Here is a 15,198-nt window from a genome sequence, read left to right on the forward strand (position 1 = left end):
TACACAGTCACGACAATGAGCGTTTCACCACGCTCATTGAGGCGTTTTTAGTAACACCGCCTTTCTCCCAAGGAGTATGCCCATGCGCTGGCTCGTCGCCTGCCTATTGATTCTCGTCAGTACCGCCGCCACGGCGGAAACGTTTCGTTTCACGGCCATCCCCGACGAAGACCAGTCACGGCTCGAGGAGCGCTTCGACAAGGTCGCTCGTTACCTCGAGGACCAACTGGGCGTGGCGGTCGAGTACGTGCCAGTCAAATCCTATAGCGCCGCCGTCTCGGCCTTCCGCAACGACCAGGTGCAACTGGCCTGGTTCGGCGGCCTGACAGGTGTTCAGGCACGCCGCTTGGTACCCGACTCCCGCGCCATCGCCCAGGGCAAGGAGGACGCCGAATTCCGTACCTACTTCATCGCCAACCATGACAGCGATGTCGACACTCAGGGCGATGATCTGCCCAAAAACGTGCAAGGCAAGGCGTTCACCTTCGGCGCCAAGACCTCCACCTCCGGTCGCCTGATGCCGGAATATTACATTCGCAAACAGTTCGGGGCCCCACCCAAGTCGCTGTTCTCGCGTGTCGGATTTTCCGGCGACCATACGCGTACCATCGCCCTGATCGAAGCTGGCACCTACGACATCGGCGCCGTCAACTTCAAGGTCTGGGACGCCGCCGTCGCCGATGGACGCGTGGATACCGACAAGGTCGACGTGATCTGGAAGACGCCGACCTACCCCGACTATCAATGGACCGTGCGTGGCGATGTCGATGACCGCTATGGTGACGGCTTTACCGATAAGGTGCGTCAGGCACTGCTCGATATGCACGACCCCGAGCTGCTCAAGAGCTTCCCTCGTCAGGGCTTCATCCCCGCCGATAACGACGACTATCAACCTATCGAAGACGTCGGCGAGAAACTGGGCCTGCTGCGTTGAGTGTGGAGGAACTCGTTCGCTTCGATGGCGAGGCGCTGGGTCATGCACGCCATACCGTCCTCGCCGATCTCACGTTGAGGCTTAGGGCCGGCCAGCGCGTGGCCCTGCTCGGCCCAAGCGGGGTGGGCAAATCGACCCTGCTGGCCGGCTTGCGCCAGCGCCTCGGGCATCGTGCGGCCTGGTGTCCGCAAGAGCACGGTCTGGTACCGCCGTTGTCGGTCTATCACAACGTCTACATGGGCCGCCTGGAGCGCCACTCCGCATTCGCCAACCTCATGAACCTGATCCGCCCGCGACGCGACGCCTGGCACGACATCCAGGCACTATGCGCAGAGCTGGGCCTCGAAAAACTGCTCAAACGTCCCGTGGCGCAACTCTCCGGGGGTCAGCGCCAGCGTGTGGCCATCGCCAGGGCGCTCTATCAGGCGCGTGAGGTATTTCTCGGCGACGAGCCGGTCGCCAGCATCGACCCGCACCAGGCACGTCGTCTGCTGCAGATGGTTCAGCACCGGCACGCGACCTGCGTGATCGCACTGCATCAGCGCGAACTCGCGTTGACGCATTTCGATCGCGTATGGGGCCTGCGCGACGGCCAACTGATACTCGATGCGCCGGCGCGCGAGTTGACGCTCGACGATCTCGACACGCTCTATCCTGACGCCCACTCGTCTGATGTCCCACCGGAGCCGGCATGAGTGCCGAACGTGCACCAGGACTACTCGCCGGGGACTCCCTCAATCTACGCCTCGCCCGGCGCTCGTTAGGGCTGATTGCGCTGTGTCTGGTATTGCTGCCTTTCGCCGATCTCGCGATCACCACCCACGATCCTTGGGCCGAGCTGGGACGCATGCTATCGGGCCTACTGCATCCCGACATCCTGGCGACCGAGTCACTGCCCCATGCCATCGCCCTGACCATCGGCTTTGCGCTGTGGGGGACGTTGCTCGGCGTGATACTGGGCTTCCCGTTGGCCTTGCTCTTCCCGCGCTCGCGCCTGCTACGTGGTAGTTGCGCATTCGTGCGCGCCATCCACGAGCTGTTCTGGGCGCTACTCCTGCTGCAGGTCTTCGGTCTGTCGGCCGTCACCGCCATCGCCGCCTTGACGATTCCCTACGCCGGCATCTTCGCCAAGGTCTACGCCGAGATCCTCGAACTCACGCCGCGTGCGCCGGTCAACGCTCTCCCCGAAGGCGTGGGCCGTCTTTCGCGCTTCGTGTATGCCGAGCTGCCCATGGTCTGGGCGAGACTCTCGGGCTATACCCGCTACCGCTTCGAATGCGCCATGCGCTCGAGCGTGCTGCTGGGATTCGTAGGCCTGCCGACACTAGGTTTTCATCTGGAAAGCGCCTTCCGCGAAGGGCGCTATTCCGAAGCCGGTGCCCTGCTGTGGGTGTTCTATCTCATGATCGCCTCGCTGCATCTGTGGGGGCACCGCCGCTTGCTGCCCTGGATCGCGCTGGGGAGTCTGTTTCTACTCGGCCCCTGGCCGGATATCGACGGCGCACTGCTGTGGCGATTCGTAAGTGTCGATCTATGGCCGAAACCTCTACTCGAAGGGAACTGGAACGAACTCTGGCAGTGGTTCGGCGACATCCCCGACCTCTTGCCCGCCATCGGCAATACCTTGCTACTGGGACTGATGGGCACCGTCGGCAGTCTGATGGTGGCCTTGCTGCTATGGCCATTGGCCAGCCGCCATTTCGGCAATCGCCCGACCCGCATGGCAGGCAAAGGCGTCTTGATCTTGATGCGCTCCACGCCGGAATTGATGCTAGCTTTCATCTTCCTGTTGATGCTCGGCCCCTCGATGCTGCCCGCCTGGCTGGCGTTGTCGTTACACAACGGTGCACTGATCGCCTTTTTAGTGGCGCGGCATGCCGATGCCATCGTGCCGGGTAATCACGCACTGCCGGCATCTGCACGTTATGCCTACGAATTGCTGCCGCGCCTCTATAGCGGCTTGCTGGCGCTATTGTTCTACCGCGCCGAGACGATCATTCGCGAAACCGCGCTGCTGGGCATGCTCGGCATCGCCACGTTGGGCTTTCACATCGACTCCAGCTTTGCCTATATGATGTTCGATCAGGCATTCTTCCTGCTGCTGATCACCGCCGGCCTGAACATCGCCGTCGACGCCCTGGCACGCCGCTACCGCCCGCGCGAAATCGCCAACACCCCAGGCCATCGCGACCATCCCACGGGAGAAGCCGCATGCTGATCACGACACTGCTGTTCGTCATCACCGCCGTGGCGGAAATCGTCGGCTGCTACCTGCCCTGGCTGTGGCTTCGCCAACAAGGCTCACCCTGGCTACTGATCCCGGCGGCCGCCAGCCTGGCGCTATTTGCCTGGCTCTTGACGCTGCACCCCGCCGCCAGCGGCCGTATCTATGCCGCTTATGGCGGCGTTTACGTCGTCTGCGCCCTAGGCTGGCTGTGGGCAGTCGATGGCGAACCGCTGCGACTCACCGATTGGATCGGCGCCGGTCTCGCGCTTGCCGGGATGGGCGTGATCGCCAGCGGATGGCGATAAGAAGACACCATCGCTGCCGAACGCAAGGGTGGGCGCCAACGCTCCCCCCATGCCTCGTAACGATCACCCAGTATATAGCCAGTCGCTTGCGCCACCCCGCAAGCATTGCCTACGCCTTTCGCCGCCATGGCTGACAGCCAGTTACACAGCACTGACATAGTCTGATACCTGACAGCACATACGTTCACGCGCGTTGCACATCAGCGCCAAGCGACGTTTCCCTGCGCCCGCACATGCGGGTTTGGCCTCTGGCCGGACCGCCCTCCGGGCGGTCATTTTTTGTGATCTCCCATCGCCCCCAAGTTCCCATGTCGGCGCCCCGAGACAGTAGCCATCATGCCACGACTCGGGTAGGGTAAACGTCCGTATACGTTGTCACTCACTCCACGGATCGAGCCCGCGGCATTCGCCGACGAAAGGGAAGATGTCTGCATGACGACACCGGCCATGATGTACGTGCATGACTGGCGCGCCTGGCAGCCCGGACGCCGCGATACGTCGCAGTCCCGCCTCAGCGTCGCGGAAAAACCCGCTGGCGGCCATGTGCCCGCCATGTTGCGACGCCGCTTGACCGGCATCGGTCGCGCACTCTGCGACATGCTGGCCGAGCTCGATGTCGACGCCGACTGCCCCCTACTGTATGCCTCTCGCCACGGCGATGGCGAACGCACCCTGGAAATGCTCAATACCCTGGCCGAGGAAGCGCCATTGTCGCCGGCACGCTTCGGTCTCTCGGTGCATAACGCCATCCCCGGCGTGTATTCGATCGGGCGCGGCAACCGCCGCACCCAGCAAGCGATCGCCGCCTCGGGCGACGAATTCGCCGCGCTGCTCGTCGAAGCCCGGGGGTACCTGGCCCAGGGCGAGCCGGCAGTGATCGTCGCCTTCGCCGAGCAAGCGATCCCCGCGCGCTTCGCCGCGCACTTCACGACCCCGGTCGACACCGCCGCCGTGGCACTACGCGTGTCGTTGACGCCCACGGATGACGCCTGGGCGCTCATCCCACGCTCACTGGCGAGCGACGACACCACCGAGGGCAGCCCACAGCCCAGCGATCTCATCGACTGGCTATGCGGTACACGCGACGAACTCCATTGTCACCGGCCGCGCCAGGCATGGTCGTTGGTTCGCGCCGACTAAGCGTAACGCATGGACGAGATCGTCCCATGCCCATCGACGCCCTGCCCTATACCCGCTTACACCCTGTATCATAGGCCAGCCGGTAAAGTGCGCCCCGCCGTCGGCAACGTTTACGCACACGACATACGCCTTATGCTGCATCGACGAGAATGGAGTCGCCCATGACGAGCGAATTGGAACAAGAGCTCAAGCATCTCATCATCGATACCCTCGAGCTCGAGGACGTCACACCGGAAGATATCGATCCCGACGAGCCGCTGTTCGTCGAAGGCCTCGGCCTGGACTCCATCGACGCCCTGGAACTGGGGCTCGCCTTGCAGAAGCGCTACGGCATCAAGCTGGAAGCCGATAGTGATGAAACACGCCACCACTTCCGCAACCTGCGCACGCTCGCCGCGCTGGTTGAGGAGCGTCGCACCGCGTAGGGCCCAGCATGAATTCCCGGACCTCGTCGTCGGCCGCACCACGCTCGGCCCTGTGCAACCTATTACTAGGCATTCTGGCATTGGGATGGCCGCTGGCCGTGCATGCCTTGCTGCCACGCCTGGGCGCCTGGCCACTTCTGATCGCCCTCGTCGCGCTGGCTTGGTGGCGGCTGCCGACCGCGCGCCGAAGCTGGGGCTGGGGATTGCTTATCGTCGGCGGGGCCATACTCGCTGCCGGCCACGCCGAACTCGGCGTGCGCGCCTGGCCGGTGCTTCTCAATACCGCCATGCTGGCCGCCTTCGCTTACAGCCTGATACGCCCGCCTAGCGCAATCGAACGCCTCGCACGTCGCCGCGAACCCAACCTCGGACCACGCGGCGTTCGCTATACGCGTCGCGTCACACAGGCCTGGTGCGTATTCTTCGCCATCAATGGCAGCATTGCGCTATGGACCGCACTCTACGCTGACCTGGCCACGTGGACGCTCTACAACGGGGGCATCGTCTATGCCCTATTGGCCACGATGTTCGGTGGCGAATGGTTGATCCGCCGCCAGGTGAGGAAAACGCCCGATGACGAATGACGCGGCGCACGGCCCGCTGCTGGCCGCCCCGTGGCGCGAACGCGACCCTGCACGCGCCGTGGCCTGGCAAACCGACGCTCACGCCGAGACGCTCTGGCAAACGCTGGAGACATTCCAGTCCGACGTCGGCGCCTGGCAGGCGGCGCTGGACGCGCATGCGGAATCTCCCTGTCGCTGGATGCTGAGTATACACGACCCTTACCGATTCGGTTGTGCGTTGATCGCCGCCTGGGAACGTGGCGATCATGTCATCCTGCCGGCCGACACGCGCCCCGCCACACTCGAGGCCCTCGATGCCCTGGGTGCCGCACGCCTGGGAGACATGCCCGGCGGCCTAACACCGAGCACTCCACAAACGCCGCGCTGGGGTACGCTCGAGGCAGAACGTGTCGCCGTCACGCTTTATACCTCCGGCTCCACCGGCGAACCCCAGCGCCTCGACAAGAACTTCGCCCAGCTCGATGCGGAGCTTGGCATGCATGCCGCGCTATGGCCGCTCGATGCACGCCTGACCCTGAGCCAGGTGAGTCATCAGCATATCTACGGCCTGTTGTTCAGCGTGCTGCGCCCACTATGTGAGCGTGCGCCGTTCGCTGCCGAGATGTGCCGCTACCCGGAAACCTTACATCTGTGGTTGGCGCGCTGGCAGGCGCAAACTCGGCGCGAGGCGGTGCTGATCAGCGCCCCGCCGACTCTCGAGCGGCTCCCGGAGACACTCGACTGGCCGGCAGTCGACGGCGTCCTCGCCCGCGTTTACTCCTCCGGTGCCCCCTTGCCGCGCGACGCCGCCGCGCATGCCCAACGCCTTTTCGGTACCGAGGTCCGCGAAGTCTATGGCAGCTCCGAAACCGGCGGCATCGCCTGGCGCGTTCAATCCCGGGATACCGGATGGACCGCCTTCCCCGGCGTCGAGGTACACAACGATGTCGAGCATCAACTATGGCTGCGCGCGCCCTGGTTGAGCACACCCGCCACCTGGACGCCTCAGGCCGACCGCGTGGTCGTCGAAGGCACCCGCTTTCGGCTACTCGGCCGAAGCGACCGTATCGCCAAGGTCGGTAGCAAGCGTGTCTCGCTCACCGCTTTTGACCGCGCCCTCGGTGATTTGCCGGACGTGCGCCGTGCCCATTGCGTTCCCTTGCCGAAACGCGATGGCCGCCTGGGCGCCATCGTCGAACTCGTCCCCGAGGCCGTGCCGCACGATCACAACGCACGACGCCGACTTATCCAGACGCTGCGCGCCGCTTTAACGCCACGCTTCGAAAACGCCGTGCTGCCACGCTACTGGCGATTCGTCGAGGCCTGGCCCCGCGACGCCCAGGGCAAGCTCGGCGCGACGTGCTTGTCACGCCTTTTCGCGGATCTCGACGATCCCCGAGTGCCTCGCTGGCTGGGCGAAACGCTGGATGGCCCGCAAAGCGCGCGCCTGACCCTCGAAGTGCCTGAACGTCTCGCCTATGTCGAGGGCCATTTCGCGACGCAGCCGGTGGTGCCGGGTATCGTCATGGTCCGTTGGGCACTCCAAGCCGCACGCGAAAGCCTCGGCCTGCACGGCGTATGCCGCGATATGGTACGTATCAAGTTTCCCCTGCTGCTTCTACCGGGGGAACGCGTCACCCTGATGCTCGACGCCACGCATGACAGATCGCATGCAACGGCTCACGACAATGCTCATCACCACGCTCATAACGACATCCACAACAACGCTCATAACAACGACATGACGACCCGACTACGCTTCACGTTCACCAGCCAGCGCGGTACTCACGGGACCGGCACGCTGACACTGACGCGACCGGAGGACGCGTGCCATGCGTGACGATGCCCGCGTCTGTATCATCATTCCGGTCTATAACCACGCCGACGCAGTGGGACGCACCTGTCAGGCGCTACGCCGTCTGGAGGTTCCCCTTTTATTGATCGACGACGGTTGCGAGCTTGCCTGTGCCGCCGTTCTCGAGCGCCTCGCCGGCGCGCCCCAAACACATCTGCTCAAGCTGCCGCAGAACCAAGGCAAGGGCGCAGCAGTCAAGGCCGGCTTGCGCGAGGCACAGCGGCTGGGCTTCACGCATGCCCTGCAAGTCGACGCCGACGGCCAGCACGACGCCGACGACCTGCCACCGTTTCTCGCCGACCTCGATGCCGACGACATGACGCTGCGCATCGGCTACCCGCGTTTCGACGCCAGCGTGCCTCGTCATCGCTACTACGCCCGTTACCTCACTCATTCGCTAGTGTGGTTGAACACTCTTTCCTTCGCGCTGCGCGACACCATGTGCGGCGTCAAGCTGTATCCGGTAGCGGCGACCAATCACCTGGTCGAACGGCATTCCTGCGGAGACCGCATGCAGTTCGACACCGAACTGCCCGTGCGCTGGATATGGGACGCGCGCCCGGTCGAGAATCTGCCCGTGCGGGTGAGTTACCCCCTCGATGGCGTCTCGCATTTCGCCATGTGGCGCGATAATCGCCAACTCACCGCCATGCATTTACGCTTGCTCGCCGGTATGCTGCGGCGGCTGCCACGCCTGCTAGGCCGCCATGCTCGAATGACAAGGAGTACCGGATGACCCCCAGCGACGACGACACGCAGCGCGATGCACGACACTGGTCGCGCGTTCAGGAGTCCGGCACGTTGGCCGGCATGCGCCTGATGATCTGGATTCGCCGCCACCTGGGACGCTGGCCGTTTCGGCTCATGCTGGTACCGGTCATTCTTTACTACTATGCGATACGCCACATTCCCCGCCAGGCGTCGCAGGACTATCTCAAGCGCATCTGGCCGCTGTATGCCGGGCGTAAGCCGCGCTGCGTGCACTGGCTGAGCCTGCGTCATTTTCTGGTCTTCGGCGGCATGCTGATGGACAAGATCGATGCCTGGAGCGGGCGTACCCTGGAAGCGCGCGTCGATGGCGCGGATCGTGCCCGCCTCGACGCCGCCATCCGCAGCGGACGCGGCGGCCTGGTGCTGGTCTCGCACGTCGGCAACCTGGAAATCTGCAGCGCCATGCAGGAACGTCGCGACGACTTCCACGTCGTGCAGATCATGCACACCCGCAACGCCAGCAAGTTCAACGAGCTGCTGGCCCGCAGCGACCTGCGCCGCGCACCGGAGATCATCGAAGTCAGCGAGATCACCCCGGCCACCGCCATGCTGCTCGCCGAGCGCATCCAACAAGGGCGCTTTGTGATGATTGCCGCCGACCGTGTGCCGATCAACGACGACGGCCGCACCCAGACGCTCGACTTCCTGGGCGCGCCAGCGGCCTTTCCCGAAGGCCCGTTCCATCTGGCCACCCTGTTGCGCTGTCCGCTCTACACGGTGGCCTGCCTGCGTGACGCCGAAGGCTACCGGGTGGAATTCAGCGACTTCGACGACACCACCCACGTCAAACGCGTCGAACGCGATGCTTGGCGCGAACAAGCCATGCGCCGTTACGTACAATGGCTGACCGATCAATGCCAGCGCCAACCTCTGCAATGGTTCAACTTCTTCCCCTTCTGGGGTTCTTCGACAACGCACACACGCGACGACGGCTGAGTCTCGCCGTCGCGTGCCATATCGACACGGGAGAAAGCACATGATGCGCCGCTTGATCGCCTACGCATGCCTGGGGCTCGTCGGGCTACCGCTCGCCGCACACGCTTTTGACCGCCAGGCGCTCCAGGCGCGGCTCGAGCAAACCCCGGCGCTGGAAGGCCACTTCACGCAGACGCGTTGGCTCGCCGATGTCGATACCGAACTCGAAAGCCAGGGACGCTTCGCCTATGTCCGCGACGAGAAGGTCGTCTGGCAGTTGGAAACGCCCGTGGAAGACACGCTGGTGCTCACGCCGGCCGATGCCGATGACGCCGCGCAATCGGAAAGCGCCCGTCAGGCCGGTCGCGAGCAGATCGCCGCGCTATTGTTACGCCTGCTCGGCGGCGACTGGTCGGCGCTGGATTCACGCTTTACCCAGGTACTCGAGGGCAACGCCGACGACTGGCGGATCAGGCTCACCCCGCGCGACTCGGCCCTGGCCAAGCGCATCGGCGAGATTCGTCTGGCCGGCGGCCGCTACGTCGAGCACCTGGAGATGCACATCGCCGATGGCGACCGCCTGAGCGTCGACTTCAGCGACCAGACGCCGCTGACGCCCGAAGCGATCGACGCCCTTCCCGACGCCGATACCCGCTGACCGGATCGCCAGGACTTCCCATGTCGCCTCTGCCCACCGCCACGCGCGCGCCCCGTTATCTCGCCTGGGCCTGGCTAGCCGCCCATCTACTATGTCTGGTGGCACTCGGCTGGCTGCTGCGCGACGGCCTGCCTGCAGACACCCGGCTGACCGCCATGCTGCCGGAGGACCGTCAAGCCCCTCTGGTGGAGCGTGCCAGTGACAAGCTGGGCACGAGTTTCGAGGACCGCTTCGTACTCCTGGTGCATGCCGACGATCTATCGAGCGTCACGCCCGCGCTGGCCGAGGTGCTCGCCGAGCCCACCGAGGACGATGGCGCTGCGCCGGTGATCGACACCCTGACCTGGCGCGACACCGATCTACTCGACGACGATCCTCAGGCGGCACTCGATACCTATCGCTATCGCCTACTGAGCCCCGAGATACGCCAGGCCATCGATGCCGACGGCGGTGACTCACTGGTCGAACCCGCACTGAAGACGCTGTTCTCACCCGACGCGCGCCCGGATCCGCTACGCGACCCGTTCGGACTGCTCGATGCCTGGCTCGAGGAGCGCACCACGAGTCGCGTCACCCCGCGCGACGGCCGTCTGAGCATCGATATCGACGGCCAGCGTTTCGATCTGCTGATCGGCGAGCTCGCCGCCTCACCCTACGCGCCGGACGCTCAGCAGCGCCTGACGACGGCATTGGCGGATTTTCAGGCCAATCACCCCGAAGCGACACTGCTACGCTCGGGACTGATCTTTCATGCCGCTGCCGGCGCCGAGCAAGCCAAGCACGAGATCTCGACCATCGGCCTGGGCGCATTGCTCGGCCTGATTGCGGTGCTGCTGATCGTCTTTCGCTCGCCGCGCGTTCTGCTTGCGCTACTGTTGCCGCTAGGCAGCGGCCTGCTGATGGCGCTGACCCTGACGTTGGCATTGTTCGGCAGCCTGCACTTGCTGACGCTGGCCTTCGGCGCCAGCCTTATCGGCATCGCCATCGATTACGCCCTGCACCTGCAGAGTCATCGGGCCATCGCTGGCCGCGCCTTTCGCCTCCGCGTCCTACTCCCCGGACTCGCACTGGGCTTGGCATCGAGCCTGGTCGCGTACCTCGCCCAGACCCTCACACCGCTGCCGGGCCTGCGCCAGATGGCGGTTTTCGCCGCACTGGGGCTACTGGGCGCCTGGCTCTCGGTAGTGCTATGGCTGCCTCGCTTGCGTCTACCCGTCTCGCCGGCCACCGCGCGCCTGGCGACACGCTGGGAGCACCTCACTCGCTCGCCGTGGCACCTCAAGCCCGGCATCGTCGGCGTGGCGGCAGTCATACTGGTGACGGTCTGTGTCTGGCGCCTGCATAGCGATGACAGCCTGCGACTGCTCAGTTCATCGCCCGATGCCTTGCTCGAGCAGGAGCGCATCGTGCAACAGCATTTAGGCAACGATACCGGCACGCACTATTTACTGGTGCGCGGCGACGACGAGGCCGCACTACTCGGACGACTGGACGCCCTGCACGCGCCGCTGGACAAGCTGCAACGCCAGGGCGTGATCAGCGGACACGTCGATCTTGCCGACAGCGTGCCGCCACCCGAGCGGCAAAACGCCGACCTGGCCCGTGTCGAACGGCTTTATCAGGCCCCACTCGCGAACCTGTTTGAACGCGCGAACCTGCCGGATACACTGGCCGAGCGGGCACGCGCGCGCCTCGAGGAGAGCCCGGTGCTGGATGTCGCCACCTGGCTCGACTCGCCGCTCGGGGAGACGCAACGCCGCCTGTGGCTGGGCAAAACCAACGACGGTGACATCGCCGCCAGCGTGGCGCTTCAGGGCGTCGCGGACGGCGACGGCGAGGCGCCCTTGCGGCAACTCGCCGCCGACACGCCCGGCGTCACCTATGTCGATCGCATCGAGCGCCTGTCCGGGCTGCTCGGCGAGCTGCGCACGCATATCGCCGAATGGCTGGCCTTGGGTCTCATCTTGCTGGGCGCGGGGCTGACCCTGCGCTATCGTCGTCGTACCTGGCGAGCGCTGTTGCCCCCGCTGGGCGCTACGCTGATCGTATTGACGAGCTTCGCGGTGGCCGGCATCCCACTCAACGTCTTCAGTCAGTTGGGGCTGTTGCTGGTCTTGGGCATCGGCCTCGACGCAGGTATCTTCAATGCCGAGCATCCCCGCCAGGCCGCCGCCTGGTTGGCCATCAGCCTGTCCACGCTGACCAGTCTGCTGGCCTTCGGGCTGCTCGCTTTCAGTGCCACCCCGGCACTTCACTATCTCGGCCTGACCTGCCTGATCGGTCTGGCCGCGGTGTGGGGGCTGGTCTACTTGCTCAGGCCCGGGCCACGAGGAGACGCAGGATGAACATGCACACCGACGCATCCCCGCAAGCCACCGACTGCGACGTCGCCATCATCGGTGCCGGGCCCTCCGGAGCGGCGGCCGCCGCGCGCCTGAGCCGTCTCGGATGGCGTGTGCATGTCATCGAACGCAGCCATTTCCCGCGCTTTGCCATCGGCGAAAGTCTGCTGCCACAGAGCATGGCCTATCTCGAGGCAGCCGGCTTGCTGGAAACGGTCCAGGCCGCCGGTTATCAGCCCAAGAACGGCGCCGCCTTCACGCGCCACTCGCGGACCACCGCTATCGACTTCCGCGACAAATCCACCCCCGGCTGGGGCACCACCTATCAGGTCCCGCGTGCCGACTTCGACCAGCGCCTGATCCACGCCGCCGAGGCCCAGGGCGCGACGCTCGAGTTTGGTACCACGGTCACTGCCTTCGACGCCGACGCCTCACGTCCCACACTGCAACTCGAGGACGAACAGGGTACGACGCGCCACTTGAGCGCGCGTTTCGTGCTCGATGCCAGCGGCTATGGCCGGGTACTAGCACGTCTGGAAGCACTCGAACGCGATCCGCGCGCTGAGCCGCGCATGGCGATCTTCAGCCATGTCGAAGATGGTATCGAGGACGCCGATTACGACCGCGAGAAGATCCTGATCGGCGTGCATCCAGAGGACGCCGGCATCTGGTACTGGCTGATCCCCTTCGCCGATGGACGCGCCTCGGTGGGCGTCGTCGGTGATATCGAGACCCTCGCCGCGCATGGCGACAACCCCGAGGCGCGCTGGCAAGCCTTGATCGACCGTGAGCCCCGCTTTCGCCAACTCCTGCATCAGGCGCGGCGCGTGCGCGAGGTCAACGAGATACGCGGCTACGCGGCCAGCGTCACGCGCCTGCACGGCCCCGGTTACGTACTGCTCGGCAACGCCGGAGAATTTCTCGACCCGGTGTTTTCCTCCGGCGTCACCATTGCCCTGCACTCGGCGCACCTGGCCGCGCCCCTGGTCGACCGCCAGCTACGCGGCGAGGCAATCGACTGGCACGCCGACTTCGAGGCGCCGCTGCGCGCCGGTGTGGAAACCTTCCGCGCCTTCGTCGAGGCGTGGTACGCCGGTACGCTACAGACCATCGTCTTTCACGAAGCGCCCCCGCCGCGCTTCAAACGCTGGATCAGCGGCGTGCTCGCCGGTTACGCCTGGGACCGCGACAATCCTTTCGTCACCGCTTCACGACGCCGCCTGGCGACGCTTGCCGAGGTCTGCGCACAACGCGACGAGGTACGCTCATGAGCCTGCCACGACTCCCCCTGGCGCTCGCGCTGTGTGGTCTGATGCTGCTCGGTGGCTGTTCGCTGACACCACCCATCGCGCCCCATCCCGCACTGGATCAGACCGAACGCTCGGAGACACTCACCCGGCGCCTGACCTTCATCCCGGACGACAAGGACGACAGCACACAGACGCTGATCGCCGTGCTGCGCTTGGCCTCGGATGAATTGCGCGTGGTGCTGACCACGCCCTACGGACAGCGCCTGACGACACTGGTGCGCGACGCGTCGGGCAGCCGCTTCGAGCAGGGCGACGCGCCGCGCGAGGAGGCCCTGCCGTTTTCGCCGGACTGGCTGGCGACGCGACTGGAATGGTCACTGTGGCCCCGTGCGGCGCTCGAGGAAGCCTTCTCCGATAGCCAATGGACGCTCGACGAGGATCGCCAACAGCGCCTGATCGTCTATCGTGGCGAGCGGGTCGCGCGCATCACGCCCCCCCCGTCGCAACGCGATATCAACAGTGACAGCGACGTAGTGCTGGAAGATTTTCAAGGCGACTATCGACTGCGCATCGCGCCGCTCGATTCGTCCACCGACCACGAGGCCTCGCGATGAGCCTATCCGCCAACCGCCAACCCTGTCGTCTATCGCGTCCCGGCGTGGTGTGTAGCCTCGGCGACGACCTGGAGACCATCGCCTCTGCCTTGTTCAACGGGCAACGCGGGCTGACATCCAGCGCTGCCTTCACTCCCGAGCGCGAGCTATCGTTGGGCATGATCACCTGCGCGCTTCCCGACTGGGACGACTGGCCACCCGAGCAGCGCAGCCGCAACAACCGCTTGTTGGCACTCGCCATGCAACGCTTGCATGACACGCTCGACACCTTGCGTGAGTCGGTGGCGCCCGAACGCATCGGTGTGGTCATCGGCACCAGTACCTCGGGCATCGGCGAGACCGAACGCGCCGTGGCCGAGGCAGGCCGCGAGGGGCCGTTACCCGAGACGTTCCGCTATGCCAATCAGGAACTCGGTGCGCCGGCACACTTCGTCGCCCAGCGCATTGGCGCCCAGGGGCCGGTATATGCGCTTTCCACGGCGTGCAGCTCCAGCGCACGGGCCCTGGCCAGTGCGCGACGCCTGCTGGCCAGCGGGACGTGTGATGCGGTCATCGCGGGAGGCGCGGATAGCCTCTGCCGTTTGACCGTCAACGGCTTCGCCAGCCTGGAAGCGATCAGCGAGCAGCCTTGTCTGCCGTTCTCCGCGCAGCGCGACGGCATCAATATCGGCGAGGCGGCGGCGCTATTCGTGGTCACCCCGGAAGCCGGCGGCATTCAGCTCAGCGGCACGGGGGAGTCCAGCGACGCCTATCACGTCTCCGCGCCACGTCCGGATGGTAGCGGCGCGCACGAGGCGATGCGCCAAGCCCTGGCAATGGGCGGCTACGCGCCCGAGGCAGTGGACTACCTCAACCTGCACGGCACCGGCACGCCCCACAACGACAGCATGGAAGCCAAGGCGGTCGCGGCGCTCTTTGCCACCTCGCCGCCGTGCAGCTCGACCAAGGCCCTGACCGGCCATACCCTGGGCGCCGCCGGGGCGCTGGAAGCCGCGTTCTGCTGGTTGGCGCTCGACCGCGGACGCCTGCCGGTGCATGTCTTCGACGCCATGCCCGATCCCGAGTTGCCGCCACTCGACTATGTCATGCCTGCGGTCACGCCCGAGCACACACCGCGTCCGATCAAGCATGCGCTGAGCAACTCCTTCGCCTTCGGCGGTAATAACGCCGTGCTGCTGATGACACGTGAGGAGGCATGA

The 15,198-nt window shown here is 65.3% G+C and carries 15 protein-coding genes; all 15 read left to right on the forward strand.

Features of this window, described 5'->3' with window-relative positions; translation table 11 throughout:
* Positions 1-82 precede the first annotated feature (82 nt).
* The 15 genes from OP496_RS09240 to OP496_RS09310 all read left to right on the forward strand — a co-directional run bounded on the left by OP496_RS09240 (position 83) and on the right by OP496_RS09310 (position 15,198).
* Positions 83-934, forward strand: coding sequence for a putative selenate ABC transporter substrate-binding protein (locus tag OP496_RS09240; protein ID WP_280563321.1), 852 nt, complete (start codon positions 83-85; stop codon positions 932-934).
* A complete protein-coding gene (locus OP496_RS09245) occupies positions 931-1,629 on the forward strand; it encodes an ATP-binding cassette domain-containing protein (protein WP_280563322.1) in 699 nt (232 codons plus the stop codon). Before OP496_RS09240 ends, OP496_RS09245 begins: the two co-directional genes overlap by 4 nt.
* Complete coding sequence (locus OP496_RS09250; RefSeq protein WP_280563323.1) at positions 1,626-3,152, forward strand: ABC transporter permease; 1,527 nt, start codon at positions 1,626-1,628, stop codon at positions 3,150-3,152. Before OP496_RS09245 ends, OP496_RS09250 begins: the two co-directional genes overlap by 4 nt.
* Complete coding sequence (locus tag OP496_RS09255; protein WP_280563324.1) at positions 3,146-3,466, forward strand: YnfA family protein; 321 nt, start codon at positions 3,146-3,148, stop codon at positions 3,464-3,466. The genes OP496_RS09250 and OP496_RS09255 overlap by 7 nt, the downstream gene beginning before the upstream one ends.
* Positions 3,467-3,898: 432 nt before the next feature.
* Positions 3,899-4,606, forward strand: coding sequence for a beta-ketoacyl synthase chain length factor (locus tag OP496_RS09260; protein ID WP_280563325.1), 708 nt, complete (start codon positions 3,899-3,901; stop codon positions 4,604-4,606).
* Between the two features lie 161 nt (positions 4,607-4,767).
* The gene (locus OP496_RS09265; RefSeq protein WP_246899936.1) at positions 4,768-5,031 is read left to right on the forward strand and encodes a phosphopantetheine-binding protein; all 264 of its coding nucleotides are present in this window, start codon (positions 4,768-4,770) and stop codon (positions 5,029-5,031) included.
* A gap of 8 nt (positions 5,032-5,039) precedes the next feature.
* Complete coding sequence (locus OP496_RS09270; RefSeq protein ID WP_280563326.1) at positions 5,040-5,615, forward strand: hypothetical protein; 576 nt, start codon at positions 5,040-5,042, stop codon at positions 5,613-5,615.
* A complete protein-coding gene (locus tag OP496_RS09275) occupies positions 5,605-7,434 on the forward strand; it encodes an AMP-binding protein (RefSeq protein ID WP_280563327.1) in 1,830 nt (609 codons plus the stop codon). The genes OP496_RS09270 and OP496_RS09275 overlap by 11 nt, the downstream gene beginning before the upstream one ends.
* Positions 7,427-8,185 (forward strand): glycosyltransferase family 2 protein, encoded by a 759-nt coding sequence (locus OP496_RS09280; protein ID WP_280563328.1) that lies wholly within the window; start codon positions 7,427-7,429, stop codon positions 8,183-8,185. Before OP496_RS09275 ends, OP496_RS09280 begins: the two co-directional genes overlap by 8 nt.
* Positions 8,182-9,156 carry a glycosyl transferase gene (locus tag OP496_RS09285; protein ID WP_280563329.1) on the forward strand — a complete coding sequence of 325 codons (975 nt, stop codon included), beginning with the start codon at positions 8,182-8,184 and terminating at the stop codon, positions 9,154-9,156. Before OP496_RS09280 ends, OP496_RS09285 begins: the two co-directional genes overlap by 4 nt.
* Positions 9,157-9,196: 40 nt before the next feature.
* Complete coding sequence (locus OP496_RS09290) at positions 9,197-9,793, forward strand: outer membrane lipoprotein carrier protein LolA (RefSeq protein ID WP_280563330.1); 597 nt, start codon at positions 9,197-9,199, stop codon at positions 9,791-9,793.
* A 20-nt stretch (positions 9,794-9,813) separates the two neighbouring features.
* Positions 9,814-12,138, forward strand: coding sequence for a hypothetical protein (locus OP496_RS09295; RefSeq protein WP_280563331.1), 2,325 nt, complete (start codon positions 9,814-9,816; stop codon positions 12,136-12,138).
* Positions 12,135-13,406, forward strand: coding sequence for an NAD(P)/FAD-dependent oxidoreductase (locus tag OP496_RS09300; RefSeq protein ID WP_280563332.1), 1,272 nt, complete (start codon positions 12,135-12,137; stop codon positions 13,404-13,406). Before OP496_RS09295 ends, OP496_RS09300 begins: the two co-directional genes overlap by 4 nt.
* Positions 13,403-13,999 (forward strand): DUF3261 domain-containing protein, encoded by a 597-nt coding sequence (locus OP496_RS09305; protein WP_280563334.1) that lies wholly within the window; start codon positions 13,403-13,405, stop codon positions 13,997-13,999. Before OP496_RS09300 ends, OP496_RS09305 begins: the two co-directional genes overlap by 4 nt.
* Entirely contained in the window at positions 13,996-15,198 is a 1,203-nt protein-coding gene (locus OP496_RS09310; protein ID WP_280563335.1) for a beta-ketoacyl-ACP synthase, read from the forward strand. Before OP496_RS09305 ends, OP496_RS09310 begins: the two co-directional genes overlap by 4 nt.

It is taken from the genome of Chromohalobacter sp. 48-RD10 (assembly GCF_029889785.1).
In the GTDB taxonomy this organism is placed as follows: Bacteria; Pseudomonadota; Gammaproteobacteria; order Pseudomonadales; family Halomonadaceae; genus Chromohalobacter.